A 22,458-nucleotide genomic window follows, 5' to 3' on the forward strand; every position below is an offset into this window, starting at 1 on the left:
TGGAAAGTAGCGTTTGATACGAGCAATCTGTTCATGAGAAAGATAAAAAAGTTCCTTCATGGCATCCTCCCTATGCCGACAATAAGAACTTCTTATCCTTTTGGCAAGTAATGAGTCCTGAGCCTAGTATAAAAATATTTGTTTTGATTTTCACAATCTTCCGGCGCTAATAGTACACCATGGTCAAACCTTCATTTCCACCACGGAGACTGCCCATGTTGAAGCACATCGTCGCAACCCTCGGAATCCTTGCCTGCGGTACGCTGAACGCTCAGGCCGCCGAACGCTTTGAAATCACGGCAGGTATTTTCGGCGGGACGCAGTATCAGTACTGCTTCGCCCTTTCGGAAATCTTCAAGCAGCAGGCCCCCCAGTTCGAGCTTCTGCCCGTGGAGACGACGGGTTCCCCCGCCAGCCTCATCAAGGCTTCCCAGAAGCCTGCGAAGACCGTGTTCGCCACGAGCACCACGTCGTTCGTGGACGCCGTGCAGGGCAACAGCCCGTACCCCAGGGCCATGAAGAACGTCAAGCTCATCGGTTTCGTCACGCAGAACGTGCAGACGCTCATCACCTACGAGGACGATATCAGGAGCGTTGACGACATGAGCGGCAAGCGCTTCATCACCACCAGCATCATGTCTTCCAGCGGCAGGCATTTCTGGAACATCCTGAAGCGCGCCATCCCGAACAGCGACAAGATGAAGCCTACCTACGCCAACTGGACGGCGGTGCAGAACGGCCTTCTCGACGGTACGGCCGACGTGGGCGCCCTCGGCATCACCACCTGCGCCGACGGCCCGTGGATGCCCATTCCCGCCTATGCGGAAATCGTGGCCTCCCGCGGTGCGCCCCACTTCATCAGCGTGGACGAAAAGTTCATGAAGGAAGCCACCGAAGCGGAAAAGATGCTGTACATTCCCGTGCTCATGCCCAAGGGCAGCATTGCGGAAAATGTTCCGGACCGTGACATCATGACCTGGGAAGAACGTCTCGGTATCGGCGGCTTTGACGAAACTCCCGACGAACTGGCCTACGCCATCGCCAAAATGCTCTGCGAACAGCAGGAAGAATTCACCAAGTACACCCCCGTGGGCAAGGCCATGTCCGTCAACGTGACGGTTCCTTCCAGGGAATTCTTCAAGGATGAGGACATACACCCCGGCGCTCTCCGTTACTACAAGGAAAAGGGTCTCCGCTAAGGCCAAGGGCGGGGAGTTCCGCTTCCCCGCCCCCCCTCAGTAAAAAGACAGGAGCGCTGTTATGAAACTGTTTGATAAGTACGTCGTCGCCATCATGACGGTGCTGGGTTCTCTGATGATTCTCTATCACATGATCTACACCCAGTCCGTTCTTCTGGAGCCTACGCAGCACCAGAATCTTCACATCATGTTTGCGCTTTCCCTTGTGTATCTCATGTCGTTCAGCAAGGCGAAAAGCATTCCTCAGAAACTGATCGCCCTTTGCCTGCTCGGCCTCTCCATATATTCCACTTCCTATATTTTCATTGAATACAGCGAACTGCAGGAAATCCGCGGCCCCATAGGAATGCTCACCGATCAGGATGTGATCGTCGGCACGCTGCTTGTGCTGCTCTGCATCGAAGCTTCCCGCCGGGCTTTCGGACTGGCCTTCCCCCTGGTGGCCGTCTGCTTCATTCTGTACTGCTACTTTGGCCATAAGCTTCCCGGGGCCATAGCCGCCCCGGAAATCAGCTATACGGAAATGATCACCACCTTCGTCATGGGGCTTTCCGGCGGTCTTTACGGCAGCACGCTCAGCGTAAGCGCCAACTACATCTTCCTTTTCGTGGTGTTCGGTTCGCTTCTGTCCGCCACGGGCGCGAGTCAGTTCTTCAACCGTGTGGGTGCTGCGGCAGGCCGCAAGCTGGCCGGCGGTCCCGCCATTTCGGCCGTGATTTCCAGTGCCCTCGTGGGTTCCATCACCGGCAGTTCCCTGGCCAACGTGGTCACGACGGGCACCTTCACCATTCCGCTCATGAAGAAGGCCGGCTACAAGCCTCATCAGGCGGGCGCCATCGAGGCCGCGGCCTCCACGGGCGGACAGATCATGCCCCCCGTCATGGGCGCAACGGCCTTCGTTCTGGCGGAAATGGCCAGCACCCCGTATGTGGAAGTCATGACGGCGGCCTTCTTCCCCGCGCTTCTGTACTTCCTTTCCATCGGCATCTACGCGCAGCTTCAGGCCAAGAAGCTCCGCATCGATTCCTCGTCCCTGTTCACCGATGTGTACACCAGAAAGCAGTTCTTCCGGGAAGCGCCTCTGTTCCTCGGCCCGCTCGGCATCATCATGCTGCTTCTGTTCCTCGGCTTCTCGCCCATGTTCACCGTGTTCTGGGCCGTTGTGGCGCTTCTCGGCATCAACGCCCTCGCGCTGCTGCGTGAGGGCAGGATCAAGGAAGCCATACCCGCTCTTATTCCCGAACTGCGCGACGGCGCCGTGACCGGTTCCAAAATCGCCGTGACCTGCGCCGTGCTCGGTCCCATCGTGGCCGTGATGACCAAGACCTCTCTGGGCATCCGCATTCCTTCCATCATCAACCTGCTCTGCGACGGCAACGTGCTCATCGCGCTCGTCATCACCGCGCTGGTGTGCATCCTGCTCGGCATGGGCGTTCCTACTCTCGCCGCCTATCTCATGGTGGCCATGGTGGGCGTACCTGCGCTGGTCAACCTGGGCGTTCCGGTGCTTGCCGCGCACATGTATGTGTTCATCTTCGCCGTATTCTCCAGCATCACGCCTCCCGTGGCCACGGCGGCCATACCGGCGGCAGGCATAGCGGAAGCGCCCTACATGGTCACGGCGTTTGAAGCGTTCAAGGTGGGATTCGTGGCCTTCATCATTCCCTTCTTCTGCGTGTTCGCCCCCGAGATCATGCTGGGCCAGACCGATGCCGGCATCTTCGTGAGCATCATCGCCTTCCTGTGGGTGCTCGTGGCCGTACTCATGATCAGCATGAGCATCTGCGGCTTCACGTTCATGCCCATCAGTATGCCCGCAAGGTTCGTCACCTTCGGCATCGGCATTCTCATGGTGGCGTGCGCCTTCTTCCGTTCCCTCTGGCTGCTTCTTCCGGCCCTGGGGCTCAGCGTGGCGTTCTTCATCCATCAGTTCATGGCGTACAAGTCACTTTCCTCCGCGGACTCCCGTACTGCGGTCTGACCTTCAATACCAGGAGAGATTATGTCTGCATTGAAAACCCCCATTCATTTCCACGAGACCGACGTACTGGTTCTCGGTGGAGGCGCCAGCGGCTGCGGTGCGGCTATAGCGGCGCGGGAAGCCGGCAAACGTACGTTGATGGTTGACAAGGGAAAGCTGGAAAGCTGCGGCTGCATCGGCGGCGGCAACGACCACTTCATGGGCGTTCTGAACACGGATGCGCCTTTCGACACCGTCGACGACATGGTGAAGTTCTACAGCAGCCCCACCAACGGCCTGCTGCCCGAAACCGTGCGTCAGTGGGGCGAAGCCATGCCCCACATGATAGAATGGCTTACGGACGTGGGCGTACAGTTCCGCAGGAAGGAAGACGGCGGCTACCTGCGCACGCAGGGCTTCGGCCAGCCCGGCAGGTGGTGGATACTCATCCGCGACGGGCAGTTCATGAAGCCCCTCATCGCGAAGAAGATCCGCGAGATGGGCGTGGACGTGGTGGACAACGTCATGATCACGCGGCTCATCGTCAAGGAAGGCCGCATGGTCGGCGCCATGGGCTACAATGTGCTCGACGGGGAATTTCATGTGTTCCGCGCCGCCTCGACGGTACTCGCCCTCGGCCCGCGGGCGACGCGGGTCTCCACCAATTCCACGCGGAATCCCTTCAACGCGCAGTTCCCCAGCCACAACACCGGTTCCCACTATATTCTCGCCTACGAGGCAGGGGCGCGCATCGCCTGCCTGGATACCCGGCAGACGGCCACCGTGCTTCCCAAGAGCTTCGGCTGTCCCGGCATGAACGGCCTTACCGGCGAAGGCGGCGCGGCCCTGAACTACAAGGACGAACGCTTTATGGGCAAGTACCACCCCATGCGCGAGCAGGCGCCGCGTCACCTTTTCGTGCAGGGCCTCGTCAGAGAGCAGATCGCCGGTTACGGCCCGCCTTTCTATATGGATACCCGTTCTCTCTGCCACGAAAGTCAGAGAGTGCTTTCCGAAGAACTCATGCCCGGCGACAAGGCCACCTGGAAGGAATATTCCGAGCAGAAGGGCGTGGACCTGTACAACAAGCTCATGGAAGTGGAAATCGGCGATCTTGCTCTGGAAGGCATGGTCATGCGCGATGAAAACTTTGAAAGCTCCATTCCCGGTCTGTTCGTCGGTACCGGCTTCCATGCCTTCTCCGGGGCCATGTGCGGCGGGTACGCCGCCGGTCGCCATGCTGCGGAAAAGGCGGCGAAGGTTTCCTCCGTGCCCGCAGTGTCGGAAGAGGAAGCGGAACAGGAACGCGTCCGCGTGCTGGCTCCTCTCCATTCCGACGGCGGAACTCACTATCAGCAGTTTGAAAGCGCCATCCGCCAGGTGATGGATTACTACATGGGGTATGTGCGCAACGAACGCGGTATGCTTCAGGCCATGGACAGCCTGGCCCGCATCGAGGCCCTCAAGGGAGATCTCGTCGCGGACAACTGGCATGAGCTCATGCGTACCCATGAGGCGCTCACGCTTCTTGAAATGTGCAAGCTTGCCACGCTGGCCAGCATAGAACACCGGGAAACTTCTCCCAGCACCATCTACATGCGTTCGGACTATCCCGACCCCGATCCTGCGCTGAACAGACTCATGGTGACGGAAAAGGTGGATGGAAAGCCCCACATTTTCTGGCAGTGACGCCGTAATCTCTTCCCCTTCCGCAAGCGCGCATCCGGTTTCTGCCGCCGGTCCCGCAGCCTTTCCGCTCTTTTGGCGGAAAGGCGGGGGCGGGGTTTGCCCGGAGAGCCGCCTGCAGCAAAAACGCTCTAACCTCAGAGGATGACAACATGCCGCCAAGATATAGTAAGGAACTGAAAAAGCTGGTTGTCTCAGGATATCAGAAGCGTCAGGGCAGAACGTCGCCCTGCGAGGCGTACTGCCCGGCGGGAAACAGAATTCAGGCCGTGGAAACCCTGCTCAAGGACGGCAGACCGGAACAGGCTCATGCCGTGCTTCTGAGCCGCAATCCCTTCCCCGGCGTCACCGGCCGCGTATGCACGCATCCCTGCGAACTCAAGTGCAACCGCCGCAAATATGATGAAGGCGTTTCCATTCGTGCGCTGGAACGTTTTGCCGCCGATACTCCCATGATTTCCCGTCTGACGCCCCTTGCCGATACCGGCAGAAAGGTGGCCGTCATCGGTTCCGGCCCCGCCGGCATGACCTGCGCCTATTTTCTCCGTCTTCTCGGTCATGACGTGACGGTGTTCGAGGCCGCCGCCGTGCTGGGCGGCGCGCCGCGCATGTCCGTACCCGATTTCCGCCTGCCCAAGAACGTGGTGGACAGAGAAACGGGGCATGTCCTTTCCCTCGGAATAGCCGCCCATACCAATGTGGATGTGGGCCGTGACGTGAGCATGGCGGACATCATGAAGACCCATGACGCCGCAGTGGTGGCCGTGGGCAACCGCGGGGAAAGACTGCTCAATATTCCCGGCAGGGAGAATCTCGTTCCCGCAGTGAGCTTCCTTGCCGCGAGCAATCTTGCGCGGCAGAGCCTGGAAGGCAGGGACGTGGTGGTTCTCGGCGGCGGCGGCGTGGCCTTCGACTGCGCCTTCACGGCAAAACGCCTTCGTGCCGCCTCCGTCAGCCTCGTGTTCCCGGAAAAGAGCGACGCCATCAAGGCCCCGGAGGAAGAAGTAGCCCAGGCGGGAGAGGAAGGCATTGCCCTGCATTCCTCCTATCTGGCGCAGAGCGCGGAAGGCGGCACCGTCAGAGCAAAGGGGCTTGAGAGCTTTTCCTTCAGCGAAAGCGGCGAGCTTCTTGCCGAGTACCGGGAAGGGGACGAGCTTGCCCTGAATGCCGACGTGGTGATCTGTGCAAGCGGCCTGCTGCCCGGTACGGATTTTCTGGCGGAGCTGGCGCCGGAAAAGAATGCGCGCGGCCACCTGGTGGTGAACGATTTTCAGGAAACCTCCGTTGCGGGCCTGTTTGCGGCGGGCGACATCGTCACCGGGCCTTCCACCGTGGCTTCGGCCATCGGCAGCGGAAGGAATGCGGCCATAGGCGTGCACTGCCGCCTTGCGGGACTTCGACAGATGCCCGAAATTTCCTTCGAGGAAAAGGAAGACGGTACGCTCCGCCTTGCGGTGGGTGGCCCCGCCCTCAAGGAGCAGCAGCATGTGGTTCTGTTTGAGGAAATAGAGAACCCCTCCTATCATGAACACGCTCCCCGTCAGGCGACGGGGCGGTACGCCGCCGCGCATCTTCTGCCCTTCGAGGAAATCGATCTCGGCCTTACGGCCGAGCAGGCACAGGCCGAGGCCTCCCGCTGTATGCACTGCGGGCACTGCATCGACTGCGGGACGTGCGTGGAGCGCTGCCCCAACTATATTCTGGAAAGAAACGAGGACGGGCCGTTCGTCCGTTATCCCGAGGAATGCTGGCATTGCGCCTGCTGCCGCATAGGCTGCCCCACGGGCGCCATAGCCATAGAATTCCCCATCACCATGCTGGTGTGATGACGCCGTGGTGATCTTCGTCCTCAGGCGGCGCGCCGCCTGAGGACGTTTCATTTCCTCCTTCCTGCCTTGTGAGACGGAAGTCGACGGACAGTCTCTCCCTCTCTGCGGGAATATTTCCGCCCCCCGGCACAGGATGCGATCATGCGAACACTTCCTCCCAAATGGATTCTTCCGGCGCTTCTGGCCCTGTACAGTCTCAACTTCATGGATCGTTCCGTGCTTGCCGTCGTCGGAGAAGCCATGAAGACGGACATGGGTTTTTCCGACGCGGAACTCGGACTTCTTCATTCCGTTCTGCTCATCACCCTCATTTTCGTTATTTTTCCGGGCGCCGTCATGAACGACGTCTGGAAGAGAAGAAAGTTCATCGCCCTCTGCGCCGCGGTGTGGAGCATGGCCATGGCGGGCACGGCCATGGCCGGGAGTTTTCTCTCCCTCTGCTGCGCCCGCATCTTCGCCAGCGCCAATGAAGGCAGTACGGGCTCGGGCGGAACGGCCTGGCTTTCGCAGTATTATCCCGCCTCGAAGCGTGCCCGCGTACTCGGCATGTTTCAGATGGGGGCTCCGCTCGGCATGGCTCTGGGAACCCTTCTCGGGGGTGCGGTGCTTTCGCTCACGGGCAACTGGCGGTACTGCTTTTTCCTCTTCATCATACCGGCGCTTGTTCTGGCCTTTGTGGTGTACCGCCTGCCCGATGAGCAGCGACCCGCAGGCAGGGACTATCTTTCGGGCATTCCCGTTCTTCTGAAAAAGCGCACGCTGGTCATAACGGCATGTGCAGGGGGCTTTTTCTGCATCATCAAGTATGCCTGGCAGTCCTGGCTGCCGGTGCTGCTCATGCGCACCTATTTTGTGGAACCTTCCACCGCGGCGCTTCTGAGCGCCTGCTTTCTGCTGGCCGGGGCGTGCGGTCCCTGTCTCGGCGGCATGTTCGCCGATTTCTGGGGAGCCCGTTCTCCGGGCGGAAGAGTGAAGGCAGCCGCGGTGTGTATGCTGCTCATTTTATGCACGAAACTTGTGTTCTATATCTGCGTGGGCAGGATATCTCTCTGGGCGATCTGTCTTCTGGGAATGCTGGACAGCGTCATTCTCATGATGCCCATTCCTCTTTACTTCAGCATCACGCAGGACGTGGTGGAAGACAGGTATCGCGGCGGCATGACGGGTCTGCTCGGCACCATGATGTTTCTTTTCGGCGGCGCGTGGGGGCCTCTGCTCACCGGATTTCTTTCCGACGTTCTGGGCGGCGGAGGGCAGGGACTGCTGTACGCCATGGCGCTTCTTCAGGTGTTCGCCTTCCTTGCCTTCCTGTGTTATCTTTTTGAGATAAAAACATATCTGAAGGAAAAGGTCTGAACGGCGCGCCGGCCTTCCTGCATGAGGCATGAAAAAAGGAGAGTTCCCGGCGGAACTCTCCTTTTTCTGCACAGAGGGCGTGAAGAAGCGGCCGGAACGGCTAGTTCTTCAGGCTGTGGATGGGGGCGGGAATACGGCCGCCGAGATTGATGAAGGCCGAGGCGTCGCCCCTGTTCACGGGAATGATCTTGGCCTGACCGAGCAGACCGCCGAAGATGGCGGTTTCGCCCACGTCCTTGCCGGGCACGGGAATGACGCGCACGGCCGTGGTCTTGGTATTGATCATGCCGATGGCCATTTCGTCGGCAATGAGGCCGGAAATGGTGGTGGCGGGAGTATCGCCGGGAATGGCGATCATGTCGAGGCCCACGGAGCAGACGCTGGTCATGGCCTCAAGCTTTTCCATGGTGAGCGCGCCGGAATTGGCCGCCGCTTCGATGCTGGAGTCTTCCGAAACGGGAATGAAGGCGCCGGAAAGCCCGCCCACATGGGAGGAGGCGAACACGCCGCCCTTCTTCACCGCATCGTTGAGCATGGCGAGCACGGCGGTGGAACCGGGCGCGCCGATGGAGGAAAGGCCCACGCTCTGGAAGATTTCACCCACGGAGTCGCCCACGGCGGGGGTGGGGGCGAGGGAAAGGTCGGCCACGCCGAAGGGCAGGTTCATGCGGTCGGCCACTTCCTTGCCGATGAGTTCGCCCACGCGGGTGACCTTGTAGGCCGTGGACTTGATGACCTCGGCCACGTCGCTCAGGGTGAGGCTTTCATGGGTGGCCTTGGCGCGGTCGATGGCCTTCTTCACCACGCCGGGGCCGGAAACGCCCACATTGATGACCACGTCCGGTTCGCCTATGCCGAGATAGGCCCCGGCCATGAAGGGCACGTCCTGGGGGATGTTGGCGAACACCACGAGCTTGGCGCAGCCTATGCCGTCGCGGTCCTTCGTGGCGTCGGCCACTTTGAGTATCTGGCGGCCCATGAGAGCCACGGCGTCCATGTTGATGCCCGCCTTGGAGGAGGCCACGTTGATGGAGGAGCACACGCGGTCGGTGGTGGCGAGGGCTTCGGGCAGGGCGTCGATGAGGGCGCGGTCGCCCGGGGTCATGCCCTTTTCCACCAGTGCGCCGAAGCCGCCGAGAAAGTCGACGCCGGCTTCCTTGGCCGCTTCGTCGAGCATCTGGCAGGCGCGCACCATCTGGTCGGCGTTGAAGCCTGCGCCCACCACGCCCATGGGGCTGATGCTGATGCGCTTGTTCACCACGGGAATGCCGTATCTTGCGCCCACTTCGTTGCAGGTTTCCACCAGATGGGCGGCATATTTGGCGATTTTGGCGCGCACCTTGTAGGAGAATACGTCGAAATCGTGGCTGACGCAGTCGAAAAGACTGATGCCGAGGGTAACGGTACGAACATCGAGATGTTCGTTGCGGAGCATGTTGATAGTGCTGAGCACTTCGCGTTCAGTAAGCATGGGGCAGACCTGTGTGCGGGTTAGACGATGGGTACGCGATGAATGGCTTCGAAAATGTCCTGATGCTGGATGCTGATGGACAGCCCCACATTGCGGGCCTTGGCCTGAAGCATCTGGCGGAACGCATTGCGGTTGATGGAGAGCGGAAGCGCCACTTCAAAGACCAGCACGCATTCATCGGTGTCTTCGCTTACGCGGATGGCCTTGAGGTTTTCAATGTTCACCTTCTGCTCGGCAAAGATGCCGGATATCATGGCAATGATTTCCGGCTGGTCGGAACCGTTCACCGTGACTACGAAGGGTTCGGTTTCTTCCGTGCTGGAGAAGGTATCCGGCTCGAAGGTGCGGGCGGAAACGGTGAGATCCATGTTGCGGGCCTCGAGGTTGAGGCTCACCACGCGCTGGATGTCTTCCTCGGTCACGTCTTCGGGGGCGGAGACGATGAAGATGGAGGCGAACTGGCCCTTAAGGATGGTCTGGCTCAGTTCTTCGATGTTGCACTTTTCCTTGGACAGAGCGCTGGAGATGGCGTAGACCACGCCCGGACAGTCGCGCCCGATGACAGAAATGACAATATGGTTCACGGTCGCCTCGATGCAAAGAGGGTTGCCGCCCCGTGCCGGAAGCGGCGCGCGAGCGTAATCGTGGGAAATGAGAAAAGGATAGACGGGAACGTCGAGAAGCGTCAAGCGCTGTTTGGCGCTCCATCCGTGTTCAAAGATGTAAAACGCGGCTTTTCCGGTCTGTTTTCGTCGCCTTCCGGGCGTTCAGCGGCCGGGGTGGGAACGCCGCCACTGCCAGGGCGGCGTGGGGCCCGCATCCTGCCACAGGCCGAGGCGCTGCTTCTGCGCCATGGCTTCTTCCAGCTTCCAGGTATTGCAGAAGCCTTCGGTGCAGAAATAGTCGTACACCCAGGCCATGCCCGCCTGTATCTGCCGCTGATTGACGGAACGCTCGTCGATGCCGTTTCCCTCGCAGAGATAGACCAGGGCGACGGAACGGTTCTGGTCGTCTTCGTACAGGGTTTTGATGCGTATGTCCTGCCCGGCCATGAGGCGCTGAAGATGCTCGCGGGATTCCCTGCCGAACTTCTGGCTGCTTTCCGGTGCGTCCACGCCGTAAAGGCGCACGCGGAGGATGCGCTTTTTTTCATCCCTGAGTTCGAAGCTGTCGCCGTCGATGGCGCGGGCGAGCCTGTACGGGCGATCGGCGGATGCGGAAGCGCGGGGCGCTTCCCTTCGCTGCGCCTTGGGTTCTTCCGTGCGCGAGGACTCGGCCGTTTTGACCGGAGCTTCCTTTTTCTGGGCGGGAACGGCGGAGCCTGTGCTTGCGGGCCTGCCGGAGGTGCCCACATAGGCGGCCGTCATGAGAAGCACGCACAATACGGCGACTTCCAGCCCGTAGAAGCTGGAACCTTTGCGTTTGCGGGGAGAGAAGATTTTCCTGCGCTTTTTCATGAAGGTCTGGCCGGAGTTGCGGGCAGAAGTTCTTCCAGCGCCGAGAGAATGCCGGGGACGTTGAGGCCCACGTCCGCGCGCAGACGGCGCAGAGGCCCGTGGGGAAGGAAGCGGTCCGGCAGGCCCAGGCGGCGGATTTTCACTTTTCCGAGGGCATCGTGATCGGCCAGAAGTTCCAGCACTGCGGAGGAGAAGCCGCCCAGAAGGGTGTTTTCCTCCACGAGGAGCATGGCGTCGTTTTCTTCGGCCAGAGCGAGAATCTGCGCTTCGGGCAGGGGCTTGACCCAGCAGGCGTCGAAGACGGAGGCGAGAACGCCGGTTTTTTCCGCTGCGAGCAGGGCTGCCTCAACGCAGGGCACGGCCCGCTGACCGGCCGCGAGAATGCACACGCGCACATTCCCCTGCAGAAGCAGTTCGCCTCTGCCGGGAGCGGGGTAGCCGGGACCGGTCTTGGGCAGATGGTCCGCCATGGCGTAGCGCGCAGGGTCGAGCTTCCGGCCCGAGCCGCGGGGATAGCGCAGCGCCGCAGGCTGCGGCAGACCGACGGCCAGGGCAAGGGCGTCGCGCAGGGCGTCCTCGTCGCGCGGTGCGGCGAGGGAGAGGTTGGGCACGCTTCTCAGCCATGAAAGATCGAAGGCTCCGTGATGGGTGGGGCCGTCTTCTCCCACGAGACCGGCTCTGTCGAGGCAGAGCGTCACGGGCAGGTTCTGCAGGCATACGTCGTGGATGATCTGGTCGAAGGCCCGCTGCATGAAGGTGGAATAAATGGCCACCACGGGGTGATAACCGCGCGAGGCGAGGCCGGCGGCGAAGGTGACGGCGTGTTCCTCGCATATGCCCACGTCGACGAAGCGGTCCGGGAAGCGTTCATGAAAATCCTGCAGTCCCGTTCCGTCGGGCATGGCGGCGGTAATGGCGAAAAGCTGCGGGTTGTCTTCGGCAAGCGCGCAGAGCGCGTCGCCGAAGGCGCGGCTGAACCCCGGGCCGGAGGGCTTCCAGCCGCTGGGCTGCGGAGGCGTGCTGATTTCGTCGGGAACGGAGGCGGAAATGCCGTGGAAGTGGGAGGGATCGTGCTCGGCGGGCGAATAGCCCTTGCCCTTGCGCGTGCGGATGTGCAGAAGCACGGGCATGTCCAGTTCCTTGGCCGCCTGAAGATGTCTTTCCAGTTGAAGGATGTCGTGGCCGTTGATGGGACCTATGTAGTTGAACTGGAAGGCTTCGAACAGCATCCCCGGCGTGAAGAAGGATTTGAAGCTGACTTCGCCCTTTTTTATGATGTCCACGATGCTTTCGCCCTTGGGAAGGCGGGAAAGCACGCGCCCCACATGCTGCTTGATGTGCATGACCGTGCTGTGGGAGAGGTTGCGGCTGAGAAAGCGGGAAAGCGCGCCCGTATTCTCGGAAATGGACATTTTGTTGTCATTCAGGATGACGATGAGCCGTTTGCCCATGCCGCCCGCCTGATTCAGCGCTTCCAGCGCCATGCCGCCGCCGAGCGCGCCGTCGCCGATGACGGCCACCACATGTTCCTTTCCTCCTCTGAGGTCGCGCGCCGTGGCCATGCCGAGGGCTGCGGAAATGGAGGTGGAGGCGTGCCCCACGCCGAAATAGTCATAGGGGCTTTCCGTACGGTTGGGAAAGCCGGAAATGCCGCCGTAGCGGCGCAGCGTGTCGAAGCGCTCCGCACGGCCGGTAAGAAGCTTCCAGGGGTAGCTCTGATGTCCCACGTCCCACACGATGGGATCGCGGGCCGGGTCGAAACAGGAAAGCAGGGCTATGGTCAGCTCCACCACGCCCAGGGAGGGGGCCAGATGCCCGCCGTTCTTCGTGACCACGCGGATGATGGTGTCGCGCAGTTCCTGCGCCAGCGCCAGCTTGAGCGAGAGGGAGAGCCCGGGGATGTCCTCGGGAAGATGCAGGCTGGAAAGCAGGGGGGTGTCGGTCATGGGATCTCTTGGCGGGCTAGTGGGTGCGGTTGACGAGTTTCTGAGAGGTTTCGCGGAGGAAATCGGCGTCGGGACCGGAAAAAACGCCTGCTATGGCCGCTTCGGCGGCGGCGCAGTGCTTTTTCGCCCGCTCTCTCGCGCCTTCCAGCCCGAGCAGGGAAGGCCAGGTGGCCTTGGCGCTTTTTTCGTCGTGCCGTACTTCTTTGCCCACCGTGGCTTCATCTCCCACGACGTCGAGTATATCATCGGTTATCTGAAACGCAATGCCCAGTTCGCAGCCGTAAAGGCGTGCCGCTTCCCGCTGTGCGGCCGTGGCTCCGGCAAGCACAGCGCCGCATTCGCAGGCGTTGAAGAGAAGCGCGCCGGTTTTTTTCTCGTTGAGAACGCGCAGCTCATCCAGCGAAAGGCGCTTGCCTTCCCCGAGAAGATCCAGCATCTGCCCGCCCGCCATGCCTGCGGCGCCCGCAGCATCCGCCGTGAGACGCACGGCTTCCAGCAGGCGCTCAGCCGGAACAGCGGCGCAGGCCATGTGACTGAAGGCGTTGGTAAGCAGCGCGTCGCCCGCAAGAATGGCGGTGGCTTCGTCGAAGGCCTTGTGGCAGGTGGGGCAGCCGCGGCGCAGATCGTCGTCGTCCATGGCGGGCAGATCGTCGTGGATGAGCGAATAGGTGTGAATCATTTCCAGCCCCGCCGCAAAGGGCAGGAGCGCCTCGGTGAGTTCATCGGCCTTTTCGGGCGCGCAGGCGCGCGCCACGCAGAGGCAGAGCACGGGACGCAGGCGTTTGCCTCCGGCAAGCAGACTGTAGCGCATGGCGCTGGAGAGGCGGTGCGGAATATCCTCCGAAAGGAAGGAGGAACTGAGGTACTGTTCTATTCTGCTGCGAAGATCTGCGGGCATATATCCCCCTGTAGTGCCTCCCGGAAGGGCGGCGGAGAAAACGGGAGACGCGTGTTTTCAAAGCCCGCGCATCCTCCCCCGTGCACGGCGCGGCGCGAAGGATGCGCGTTTTTTTACGCGTATCAGTCCGAAAGATACGCAAGACGGCTCTTTCGCGCAAGTCGGTGAAGGCCGGACAAACGCTTTTTTCTGCGCGGGGGACTTCCTGCGGGGAGATATCAAAGGGCTGTTGCGTTACTCTTCTTCTCCGTCGCGCCCTGCAAAAGGTTCCGTGCCTTTTTCGGTGCAGAGCCGGATGTCGTGGCGCGCCTTTTCCAGCTGGCGGCGACAGGCGGCGGCATGGGCCAGGCCTTCCTTGTACAGGGTCACGCTTTCTTCCAGGGGGCTTTCGCCGGTTTCCAGTGTCGCCACGATGGCCTGAAGCCGGGCGAGCCGTTCCTCAAAGGTGGGTTCTTTCTTTTTCATCGTAGGTTCCGGGCCGCCGGGGCCTTTTGCGGTTGGTCGAAAATGCTGCGGGAGGGGCCGCCCACGAGCCTGGGCGGATCGCTGAGAAGGGGCATGGCGTCCACGGCCACGCCCTGAACGAGCAGGCCGAAATGCAGGTGCGGGCCCGTAACGCGGCCGGTGGAGCCGGAACGGCCTATGACCTGCCCCTTCTTCACGGTGTCGCCCGCCCTTACGGAAAAGGCGGAAAGGTGCGCGTAGGTGCTGACGACGCCCTGCCCGTGGTCGATATACACCATGTTGCCGCCGAAATACTGCTTTTCCGCCAGAAGTACCACGCCGTCCGCCGCAGCGGCGACCTGCGCCCCTTCGGCGCTGCGCATGTCCGTGCCCTTGTGCGGGGCGCGGGGCTTGCCGTTGAAGACCCTGCGGCCGCCGAAGGGGCTGGTGATGCCGCCGGGCACGGGGCGGTGCAGCGGCAGCGTCCAGCGCTTTTCCGTGCGGACGGCAAGGGCCTTCCGGCTGCGCTCAGAGTCGCGGGCAATCTGTTCCCGTACCTCGCGCGGAGGTTCGACGTATTTGGGTTCCACCTTGAGAATGCTTTTCGGCCATGCCACCGGTACGGCGGAGAGGGAAAATTCCCTGCTTCTGCCTTCCGCTTCAATGCGCACCTTGTGGTTGCCCTTTGCGTCGATGGGCATGGCGAGAAGCGCTTCCGCCTTCCACAGCGAGGGGGCCTGCTCCACGGCGGCGACGCGGAGCGTTTCGCCCCGCCAGAGGAAGGTCGCTTCAAAGGGAGCGCTGGCGGTGACGGCCACGGGGAAGGCGTGCCCCTGACTTACCTTTGCGGGTACGGAGAAGTCGGCCGCCCGGGCGAGGGCGGGGAGCAGAAGAACGGCGATGAGAAGAGAAAGAAGGCGTTTCATGCAGGTTCCTTGTATGCCGCAAGGGCGGAGCTTCGGCGTTATTCCGGCAGGGGGGCGTGCCCGGCTCCGTCGTCCTGCCGGGGCGAGGGCTCCACTGCGGTCACGGTGCCGAGAACACGGCCGTCGGCAAGAATGACGGAAAGGGGGCGGCCCGGCGCCGTCTGCGATACGGAACGCAGAAACGCTCCCGTATCATCGCAGGCCATGGCATAGCCCCGCCGGAGCGGTTCGAAGGGATCGAGGGCCTGAAGGCGCAGCTCCATGCGGGAAAGTGTCTGTTCCCCGGCAAGGCCTATGGTACGGCGCAGCGCGTCGAGAGGGGCGGAGGCGCGTTCCGCCGCCCTTTCCGCATGCTGGAGGCGGGTTTCTCCCGCGCCGGAGAGGCGGAGGGAAAGCGCCTCCACAAGGCTTTCATATCGGCCGAGAGAGGCTTTTGCCGCGGCATCCATGCGGAGCACGGCGTCATGGAGCTTTTCCTCCTGGCGGCGCAGGCGTGCCTGAGGGGAAAGAAGCGCGAGCGCGCGGGAGGCGTGTTCAAGGCGCATGGCAAGCATGGCGGTTCTGCGGGAAAACGCCAGCTGAAGGGCGCTTTCCAGTCCGTCCACATGCTGGATGAGAACATGGCGTTCCTGCCACAGAAGCTGGGCCGTATGGCTGGGAGTGGCGGCGGAGAAATCTGCCGTGAAGTCGGTGATGCTGTGGTCGATTTCGTGCCCTATGCCCGCAAGCACGGGGATGGGGCAGCGGTACACGGCCCTTGCCACGCGTTCATCGTTGAAGGCCCAGAGATCCTGTACGGAGCCGCCGCCGCGGATGAGCACCACCACCTCGGCCCAGGCTTCTCTGCCCGCCCTGTCTATCGCCTCCGCAATGCGGGGCGGAGCTTCCTCTCCCTGCACGGGAACGGGAAGAATGCGTATTTCCGCGCCGAGGCCCCGTGTGGAGCTTATGCGGATGAAATCGCGTATGGCGGCCCCTCCCGGAGCGGTGATGACGGCCACGCGGCGCGGTTCCCGGGGAATGGGGCGCTTGCGGGCGGCGTCGAACAGCCCTTCGGCGGCGAGTTTTCTCTTGAGCGCTTCAAATTCCTGATGCCACAGGCCGAGCCCTTCCGCCTGCCCGAGATCGACGATCATCTGATACTGGCCGCGCGCCCCGTACACCGTGAGTCTTCCCGCACAGATGACGGTCTGCCCGTTTTCCATGCTGCGGGCAAGGCTGGGCCGGGGGCCGTCCTCCCATACCTCGCCGGTGAGCGGGTCGAAGGCTTCCTCCTTCTGCTGGTTTCGGAACCATACGCAGTTGAGAAGGAAATCGTCCTCCTTCAGGGAAAAGTAGACATGGCCGGAGGAGGGGCGGGAAAGGTTGGTCACCTCGCCCCGTACCCAGACATACGGAAAGCGGCCTTCCACCGCCTGCCGCACCTGTTCCGTCACCTGTCGTACGCTGAGGATGGCGCTCATGTCTCTGGTCTCCGCTTCCTGAACCGGGCCGTTTCGCCGCGAATGGGGGTCGGGCTCCCTGCTTCCTTACAGGAAGGAAGCACAGGGCCGGGGCTTGAAACAGGGAAAAGCTCCGGCGGCCCCGCACGCGGCGCGCAATCTGTGCAAGTCGCGTTTTCGCCGCAGGGCGCGGACGGAGCTTTTCAAAAACATCGCCCGGCGGAGGAGGCATGCCTCCTCCGCCGGAAGGCAGGTTCCCGGAACGGAACCGTTCCGGGAAAGGAATCATCGCTTCCAGCTGTCCAGCACGGACTGATACCAGGCGGGGAAGGCCTGTTCGAAGCTGTCTGCGGGAAGGGTGGACTTTTCGCCGGTGCGGCGGTTCTTCACTTCCACCACGCCCTGGGCAAGCCCCTTGCCGCCCACGGTCACCTGCACGGGCAGGCCGATGAGGTCGGCGTCCTTGAACTTCACGCCGGGGCGTTCTTCGCGGTCGTCGTACAGGGTTTCCAGTCCCTGGGCGGCAAGGAAGGCGTCGATGGCGTCGCACTTTCCGGCCACGTCGGCATTCTTCGGATCGAGGCAGACGAGGTGCACGTCGAAGGGAGCGAGCTGGGGCGGGAACATGATGCCGTGCTCATCGAAGTTCTGTTCGATGCAGGCGGCCACCACGCGGGAAACGCCGATGCCGTAGCAGCCCATGATCATGAGCTTTTCCTTGCCGTTTTCATCGAGGAACACCGCGTGCAGAGCTTCGCTGTACTTGGTGCCGAGCTTGAAGATGTGGCCCACTTCGATGCCGCGCTTGATTTCCAGCGGACGGCCGCAGCAGGGGCAGGGGTCTCCGGCAACGGCGTTGCGCAGATCCGCCCATTCGATGGGCAGGGTCACGTCGCGCACAAGGCTCATGTGGAGCACATGGGTGTCGGCCTTGTTGGCGCCGGCGATCCAGTCGTTGGCGGCCATGAGTTCCTTGTCGGCATAGATTTTTTCCACGCCCTTGAGGCCGACGGGGCCGGCGAAGCCCACGGGAGCGCCGGTCATTTCCTTCACCTGTTCGGGAGTGGCGAACACGATGTCGTCGGCGTCGATGAGGTGGGCGAGCTTGATTTCGTTGAGTTCGCGGTCGCCGCGCAGAAGCACGGCCACGGGCTTGCCGTCGGCCATGAAGAGCAGCGTCTTGACGAGCTTGTCCGCACCGATGCCGAGGAAGGAGCACAGCTCCTCAATGGTGTGCTGCGCGGGGGTGTCCACTTCTTCCATGGCGGGGCAGGGCGTTTCGTCCTGCGTGAACACGGTGTTGATGGGCGCGCGTTCCACGTTGGCGGCCCAGGTGCATTCCGGCCAGTTGGTGCAGGCGGCTATGGAATCTTCGCCGGTTTCGGCAAGCACCATGAATTCATGGGAGAAGTTGCCGCCGATGGCGCCGGAGTCGGCTTCCACGGGGCGGAAATCCAGGCCCATGCTGCTGAATATCTTGTGATAGGCCTCCTTCATGGAGGCGTAGCTTGCGTTGGCCGCCTCGTCGCTCACGTCGAAGGAGTAGCCGTCCTTCATGAGGAATTCGCGGCCGCGCATGAGGCCGAAGCGCGGGCGCACCTCGTCGCGGAACTTGGTCTGAATCTGATAGAGGTTCAGGGGCAGCTGGCGGTAGGACTTCACCTCGCCGCGCAGAAGGTCGGTCATGACTTCTTCATGGGTGGGGCCGAGGCAGTAGTCGCGGTCGTGCCTGTCCTGGAAGCGCAGAAGTTCCTTGCCGTACTTCTTCCAGCGGCCGGATTCCTCCCAGAGTTCCGCAGGCTGCACCATGGGCAGCAGCACTTCAATGGCGCCCGCGGCGTTCATTTCACGGCGGACAATGTCCTTGGCCTTGTCCAGGGTGCGCAGCCCCAGCGGCAGCCAGGTGTAAATGCCGCTCGTAAGCTTGCGGATCATGCCCGCGCGTACCAGCAGCTTGTGGCTGACCACTTCGGCGTCGGCAGGGGCTTCCTTCAGGGTGGGGATGTAGTAACGGCTCCAGCGCATAGAGGATCCTTCAGTCGTTAGGGGTAAGAAGTTTGTCGAGTTCTTCAAGAAAAGCCGCAAGCAGCGCCTCCTGCCCGTTGACGGAGCGGAGTATTTCGCCCTTGCGGAAAATGACGCCCTTGTCGCGCCCGCCGGCAAGGCCTATGTCCGCCTCGCGGGCTTCTCCCGGGCCGTTGACCACGCAGCCCATGACCGCAATCTTGAGCCGGCTCTTTGCGGCATGGGGGTGGGACTGCACATATTCCTCGACCCTTTCGGCCATGCCGATGAGGTCGATTTCCGTGCGGCCGCAGGTAGGGCAGGACACGATTTCCGGCCCCCGGCTGCGAAGTCCCGTGGCACGCAGGATTTCCCAGGCCACGGCCGCTTCCCGCACAGGGTCGGCCGTAAGGGAGACGCGTATGGTATCGCCTATGCCTTCAAAAAGCAAAAGGCCGAGCCCCACCGCGGATTTCACGGTGCCGCGCATGGGCGTGCCCGCTTCGGTGACGCCGAGATGCAGCGGATAGTCCGCGCGGGCGGCCATGAGCCGGTAGGCGGCTATGGTATCGGCCACGGAGGAGGACTTGAGCGAAACCTTGATGTCGTAGAAGCCGCGTTTTTCCAGCATACGCACATGGGAAAGGGCGCTTTCCACCAGCGCTTCGGGCGTGGGGCCGCCGTAGCGTTCCAGAAGGTCCCTTTCCACGGAGCCGCTGTTGACGCCCACACGGATGACGGAGCCGCAGGCCTTTGCGGCGGCGGCGAGGTTGTCCACCGGCTTTTCGCCCCCGATGTTGCCGGGGTTGATGCGGAGTCCCCTGAGCCCTGCGTCGAGCGCGGCCAGAGCCAGGCGGTAATCGAAGTGGATATCGGCCACCAGCGGTACGGGCGAGGAGGCGGCTATGGTTTTGAGCGCGGCCGCCGCCTTTTCGTCGGGCACGGCAAGGCGCACGATTTCACAGCCCGCCGCATGGAGGCGGCGTATCTGTTCCAGCGTGGCTCCGGCGTCTCTCGTGTCGGTGTTGGTCATGCTCTGCACCACGACTGGAGCGCCGCCGCCGATGCGGACGTCGCCTATGCTGAGCTGCCGGGTGCGGCTTCTGTGGGGAGCGTTCATGGCTTCTCCTTGATGCTGCGCAGATGGTGTATCGCGTCATACGTGTAGATGGCAAGGGCCAGCCAGATGACGGGGAAGGAGATCATGTCGGAAGGCTTCATGCTTTCTCCGAGCACGGTGATGGCCAGAAGAAAGGCGATGGAGGGGCTCACGTACTGAAGTATGCCGATGGTGGCCAGCGTGACGTGGCGGGCGGCATAGCCGAAAAGAAGAAGGGGCATACCGGTGAAGGCTATGGTGCAGATGAGAAGCACGGGACGCATGGGGCCGTAGCCGACAATGGCGAATCCGGGTTCGGTGAAGCCCAGCCAGAGCACGGCCGCGGGCATGAGCATGAGCGCCTGCACGAAAAGGCTCGGCGCGGCGTCCATGCGAAGGGTTTTCTGCACATAGCCGTACAGGGCGAAGGAAAGGGCCAGGGTGAAACCTATCCACGGAATGCGCCCGTAGGCGATGACGCTTGCCGCCACGCCGCAGAAGGCCAGAGCTATGGCCGCGCCCTGCGGCCGGGAAAGTTTTTCGCCGAGCAGTACGCGCCCCATGAGCACGTTGAGAAGCGGGGTGATGAAGTATCCGAGGGAGGATTCCACGATCTGCCCGGTGGTGACGGCAAAAAGGTAGATGGTCCAGTTCAGACCGAGCATCACGGCGGCGAAGAACAGGGAAACGAGGGTACGCCTGTTCTGGAAGGCGTTTTTCACGGCGTGCATGTGTCCTTCCGCAAGAAGGACGATGCCGAGGAACGCCACCGTCCATATCATGCGGTGCGCCATGATGGAAACGGGATTCAGCGTGCCGAGCAGGGGCCAGAACAGGACGGCGAAGCCCCAGAGAAGGTGTGCGGAAAGTCCCGCGCCGGTTCCCGCGCAGGAGGCGGAACATTCATGGGAACGGAAGGGCAGAGAAAAGTGCATCATGGGAAGGGCTGTCGAGGTTTTCCGCCGCCCGGAGCCGGAAGCCCGGGCAGGCGCGCCGGAAAAGCAGGGAAGCGCCGTGCGCCTGTATGGAGCAGTCCGCCCTTCCTCGGGGGAAGAGCGGACTGCTGCGGGAAAGACTGCATGTGCAGGGAAGGCTTCGGGACGGACCGGAGCAGCCGGTCCCCGGGCCTTTCCTAGCGGTTGAAGGAACGGGCGTACAGTTCCACGATGGCCCTGCGGCCGTTGGCTTCCAGGAAGCGGGTGCCCGTGGCGGTGAAGCGGGAATGCTTGATGACGGGATCGTCCTTCTTCACCCATTCGTCGTTGATCCAGCGGAACCAGGCATCGCGCTTCTGGTCGAACACGAGCAGGGGCTTGTTGCACAGCTTGGCGAATTCCGCGCCCCAGCCGGTGCCGCCCCTGACGGTCTTGTCATCCTGGATTTCACCGACGACGAGCACTTCGCTGCCGCTGCTCACCTGCCAGCAGATGGACTGGAGGACCTTGCGGAACAGAGGAGCGCGGGTGTATTCGCGGCCCATGAGGCGGGAAACATACGTCATGCTGACGTCTTTGAGCGCCAGTTCGTCCTGAGTGAGCACGCGGACACCGCGCGTACGCTCTATCTGATGGCCTTCAAAGCTGTAGTTGACTTCTTCGATGCCCCATGCTTCGGCCTGGGCCCCAAAGAACTGCTCCGCGCCGGCTGCGCCGCCGCTGAAGAGAACGCACTGTTTCGGATCAAGCATCTGGTCCTCCCAGAATAGATAGTGTTGCTGAAAAGGGTAAATATGGCCCGGAACGGCTCAGTACGCGGGTTCGACCCTGCGGGAACCCGTGGCGCTCACGACGACGCGTACTCTCTGACCGGGGGTGATGTAGGGATCGCTGCCCTGAACGATGACTTCCTCGGCACCGCCGTTGTCGTAACGCACGGTGATCTGAAGTCCCGTCTGCCGGGAGGCGAGATTGCCCGCCCCCGCCCCGGCTGCGCCGCCGAGAAGAGCTCCGCCCACGGTGGCCAGGGTGCGCCCGCTTCCGCTGCCTATGGTGCTGCCGATCACCCCGCCCGCCACGGCGCCGATGACGGCGCCCACGGTCTGCTTCGTGTCGGACTGGCTGTTGATGTTCACTTCCTGCACGTTGGTGGCGGTACCGTAGTAGACGCTGAAGGACTGGCGGGCTTCGCCTGCATTATAGTCGTAACCGCCCAGATGAGGCCCGCAGCCGGGCAGGACGGGCAGCGTTGCGACCATGGCCGCGGCCAGAAGAAAGGCCGCCGGTGAGCGAAAATGCATAAAAGCCTCCTGTGGGGCAGGTTGGAAGCAAGAATGGCTCCATCATAACCAGCTTGTGTGGAATGTCCAGTTAAGATGAAGCCGTATCTGTAAGGGAAAGCCTGCAGCGCAGGGCTTTTTTTCAGGGAAGGGCGAGGCTGAGGGAAAGGCGCTTTCCGAAGCGCGGGCGCGGGGCCTTTTAAATGAAAAACCCCGGCGAACCGGGGAGTGAAAAGCTGCTGATCAGCCCGGGCTATCAGTAGCGGGGGCGGGGAGCGCGAGGCTTCGCTTCATTGACACGCAGGGTACGGCCGCCGAAGCTGGTGTTGTCCAGAGCTTCAATGGCGGCGGCTGCGGCGGGATCTTCCATTTCAACAAAACCAAAACCACGGGCACGGCCGGTTTCACGGTCGTTCACCAGTTTTACGGAGAGCACGGCGCCGTAAGGGGCGAAAAGATTCTGAACCTGCTCTTCGGTGGCGGACCAGGGAAGATTCCCGACATAAATAGACTTGGCCATGAGAAA

19 protein-coding genes are annotated in these 22,458 nt (G+C 62.1%); 5 read left to right on the forward strand and 14 right to left on the reverse strand.

Features of this window, described 5'->3' with window-relative positions; genetic code table 11:
- Positions 1-215 precede the first annotated feature (215 nt).
- The 5 genes from CZ345_RS03610 (at position 216) to CZ345_RS03630 (ending at position 8,030) form a co-directional block, all read left to right on the forward strand.
- Complete coding sequence (locus CZ345_RS03610; RefSeq protein WP_077071842.1) at positions 216-1,199, forward strand: TAXI family TRAP transporter solute-binding subunit; 984 nt, start codon at positions 216-218, stop codon at positions 1,197-1,199.
- A 61-nt stretch (positions 1,200-1,260) separates the two neighbouring features.
- Positions 1,261-3,180, forward strand: a complete 1,920-nt coding sequence (locus CZ345_RS03615; RefSeq protein WP_077071843.1) for a TRAP transporter permease — start codon at positions 1,261-1,263, stop codon at positions 3,178-3,180.
- 21 nt (positions 3,181-3,201) lie between these two features.
- Entirely contained in the window at positions 3,202-4,848 is a 1,647-nt protein-coding gene (locus CZ345_RS03620; RefSeq protein ID WP_077071844.1) for an FAD-binding protein, read from the forward strand.
- Between the two features lie 149 nt (positions 4,849-4,997).
- Positions 4,998-6,671 (forward strand): FAD-dependent oxidoreductase, encoded by a 1,674-nt coding sequence (locus tag CZ345_RS03625; RefSeq protein ID WP_077071845.1) that lies wholly within the window; start codon positions 4,998-5,000, stop codon positions 6,669-6,671.
- Between the two features lie 144 nt (positions 6,672-6,815).
- On the forward strand, positions 6,816-8,030 hold the full coding sequence (locus CZ345_RS03630) for an MFS transporter (protein WP_077071846.1): 1,215 nt from the start codon (positions 6,816-6,818) through the stop codon (positions 8,028-8,030).
- Between the two features lie 100 nt (positions 8,031-8,130).
- On the opposite strand, the gene CZ345_RS03635 is transcribed toward CZ345_RS03630, so the two are convergent.
- The 14 genes from CZ345_RS03635 to CZ345_RS03705 form a co-directional block, all read right to left on the reverse strand.
- Entirely contained in the window at positions 8,131-9,501 is a 1,371-nt protein-coding gene (locus CZ345_RS03635; protein WP_077071847.1) for a PFL family protein, read from the reverse strand.
- A gap of 20 nt (positions 9,502-9,521) precedes the next feature.
- Entirely contained in the window at positions 9,522-10,190 is a 669-nt protein-coding gene (locus CZ345_RS03640) for a glycine cleavage system transcriptional repressor (RefSeq protein ID WP_239446605.1), read from the reverse strand.
- Positions 10,191-10,268: 78 nt separating this feature from the next.
- Complete coding sequence (locus tag CZ345_RS03645; protein WP_077071848.1) at positions 10,269-10,958, reverse strand: thermonuclease family protein; 690 nt, start codon at positions 10,956-10,958, stop codon at positions 10,269-10,271.
- The gene (gene dxs, locus CZ345_RS03650; RefSeq protein ID WP_077071849.1) at positions 10,955-12,904 is read right to left on the reverse strand and encodes a 1-deoxy-D-xylulose-5-phosphate synthase; all 1,950 of its coding nucleotides are present in this window, start codon (positions 12,902-12,904) and stop codon (positions 10,955-10,957) included. Before dxs ends, CZ345_RS03645 begins: the two co-directional genes overlap by 4 nt.
- 16 nt (positions 12,905-12,920) lie before the next feature.
- Positions 12,921-13,802 carry a polyprenyl synthetase family protein gene (locus tag CZ345_RS03655; protein ID WP_077071850.1) on the reverse strand — a complete coding sequence of 294 codons (882 nt, stop codon included), beginning with the start codon at positions 13,800-13,802 and terminating at the stop codon, positions 12,921-12,923.
- Positions 13,803-14,036: 234 nt separating this feature from the next.
- Positions 14,037-14,267 (reverse strand): exodeoxyribonuclease VII small subunit, encoded by a 231-nt coding sequence (gene xseB / locus CZ345_RS03660; protein ID WP_077071851.1) that lies wholly within the window; start codon positions 14,265-14,267, stop codon positions 14,037-14,039.
- Positions 14,264-15,172, reverse strand: a complete 909-nt coding sequence (locus CZ345_RS17535; protein WP_077071852.1) for a M23 family metallopeptidase — start codon at positions 15,170-15,172, stop codon at positions 14,264-14,266. The genes xseB and CZ345_RS17535 overlap by 4 nt, the downstream gene beginning before the upstream one ends.
- A 38-nt stretch (positions 15,173-15,210) precedes the next feature.
- On the reverse strand, positions 15,211-16,635 hold the full coding sequence (xseA, locus tag CZ345_RS03670) for an exodeoxyribonuclease VII large subunit (protein WP_077071853.1): 1,425 nt from the start codon (positions 16,633-16,635) through the stop codon (positions 15,211-15,213).
- A gap of 264 nt (positions 16,636-16,899) precedes the next feature.
- On the reverse strand, positions 16,900-18,639 hold the full coding sequence (locus CZ345_RS03680; RefSeq protein ID WP_077071855.1) for a proline--tRNA ligase: 1,740 nt from the start codon (positions 18,637-18,639) through the stop codon (positions 16,900-16,902).
- A gap of 10 nt (positions 18,640-18,649) precedes the next feature.
- On the reverse strand, positions 18,650-19,738 hold the full coding sequence (gene ispG, locus CZ345_RS03685) for a flavodoxin-dependent (E)-4-hydroxy-3-methylbut-2-enyl-diphosphate synthase (RefSeq protein WP_077071856.1): 1,089 nt from the start codon (positions 19,736-19,738) through the stop codon (positions 18,650-18,652).
- Positions 19,735-20,655, reverse strand: a complete 921-nt coding sequence (gene rarD / locus CZ345_RS03690; RefSeq protein WP_077071857.1) for an EamA family transporter RarD — start codon at positions 20,653-20,655, stop codon at positions 19,735-19,737. The genes ispG and rarD overlap by 4 nt, the downstream gene beginning before the upstream one ends.
- A gap of 194 nt (positions 20,656-20,849) precedes the next feature.
- Positions 20,850-21,404 carry a hypothetical protein gene (locus CZ345_RS03695; RefSeq protein ID WP_077071858.1) on the reverse strand — a complete coding sequence of 185 codons (555 nt, stop codon included), beginning with the start codon at positions 21,402-21,404 and terminating at the stop codon, positions 20,850-20,852.
- 57 nt (positions 21,405-21,461) lie between these two features.
- A complete protein-coding gene (locus CZ345_RS03700) occupies positions 21,462-21,953 on the reverse strand; it encodes an outer membrane lipoprotein (protein ID WP_077071859.1) in 492 nt (163 codons plus the stop codon).
- Between the two features lie 235 nt (positions 21,954-22,188).
- Positions 22,189-22,452, reverse strand: a complete 264-nt coding sequence (locus CZ345_RS03705; protein ID WP_077071860.1) for an RNA recognition motif domain-containing protein — start codon at positions 22,450-22,452, stop codon at positions 22,189-22,191.
- Positions 22,453-22,458 lie beyond the last annotated feature (6 nt).

Source organism: Mailhella massiliensis (assembly GCF_900155525.1).
GTDB lineage: Bacteria > Desulfobacterota > Desulfovibrionia > Desulfovibrionales > Desulfovibrionaceae > Mailhella > Mailhella massiliensis.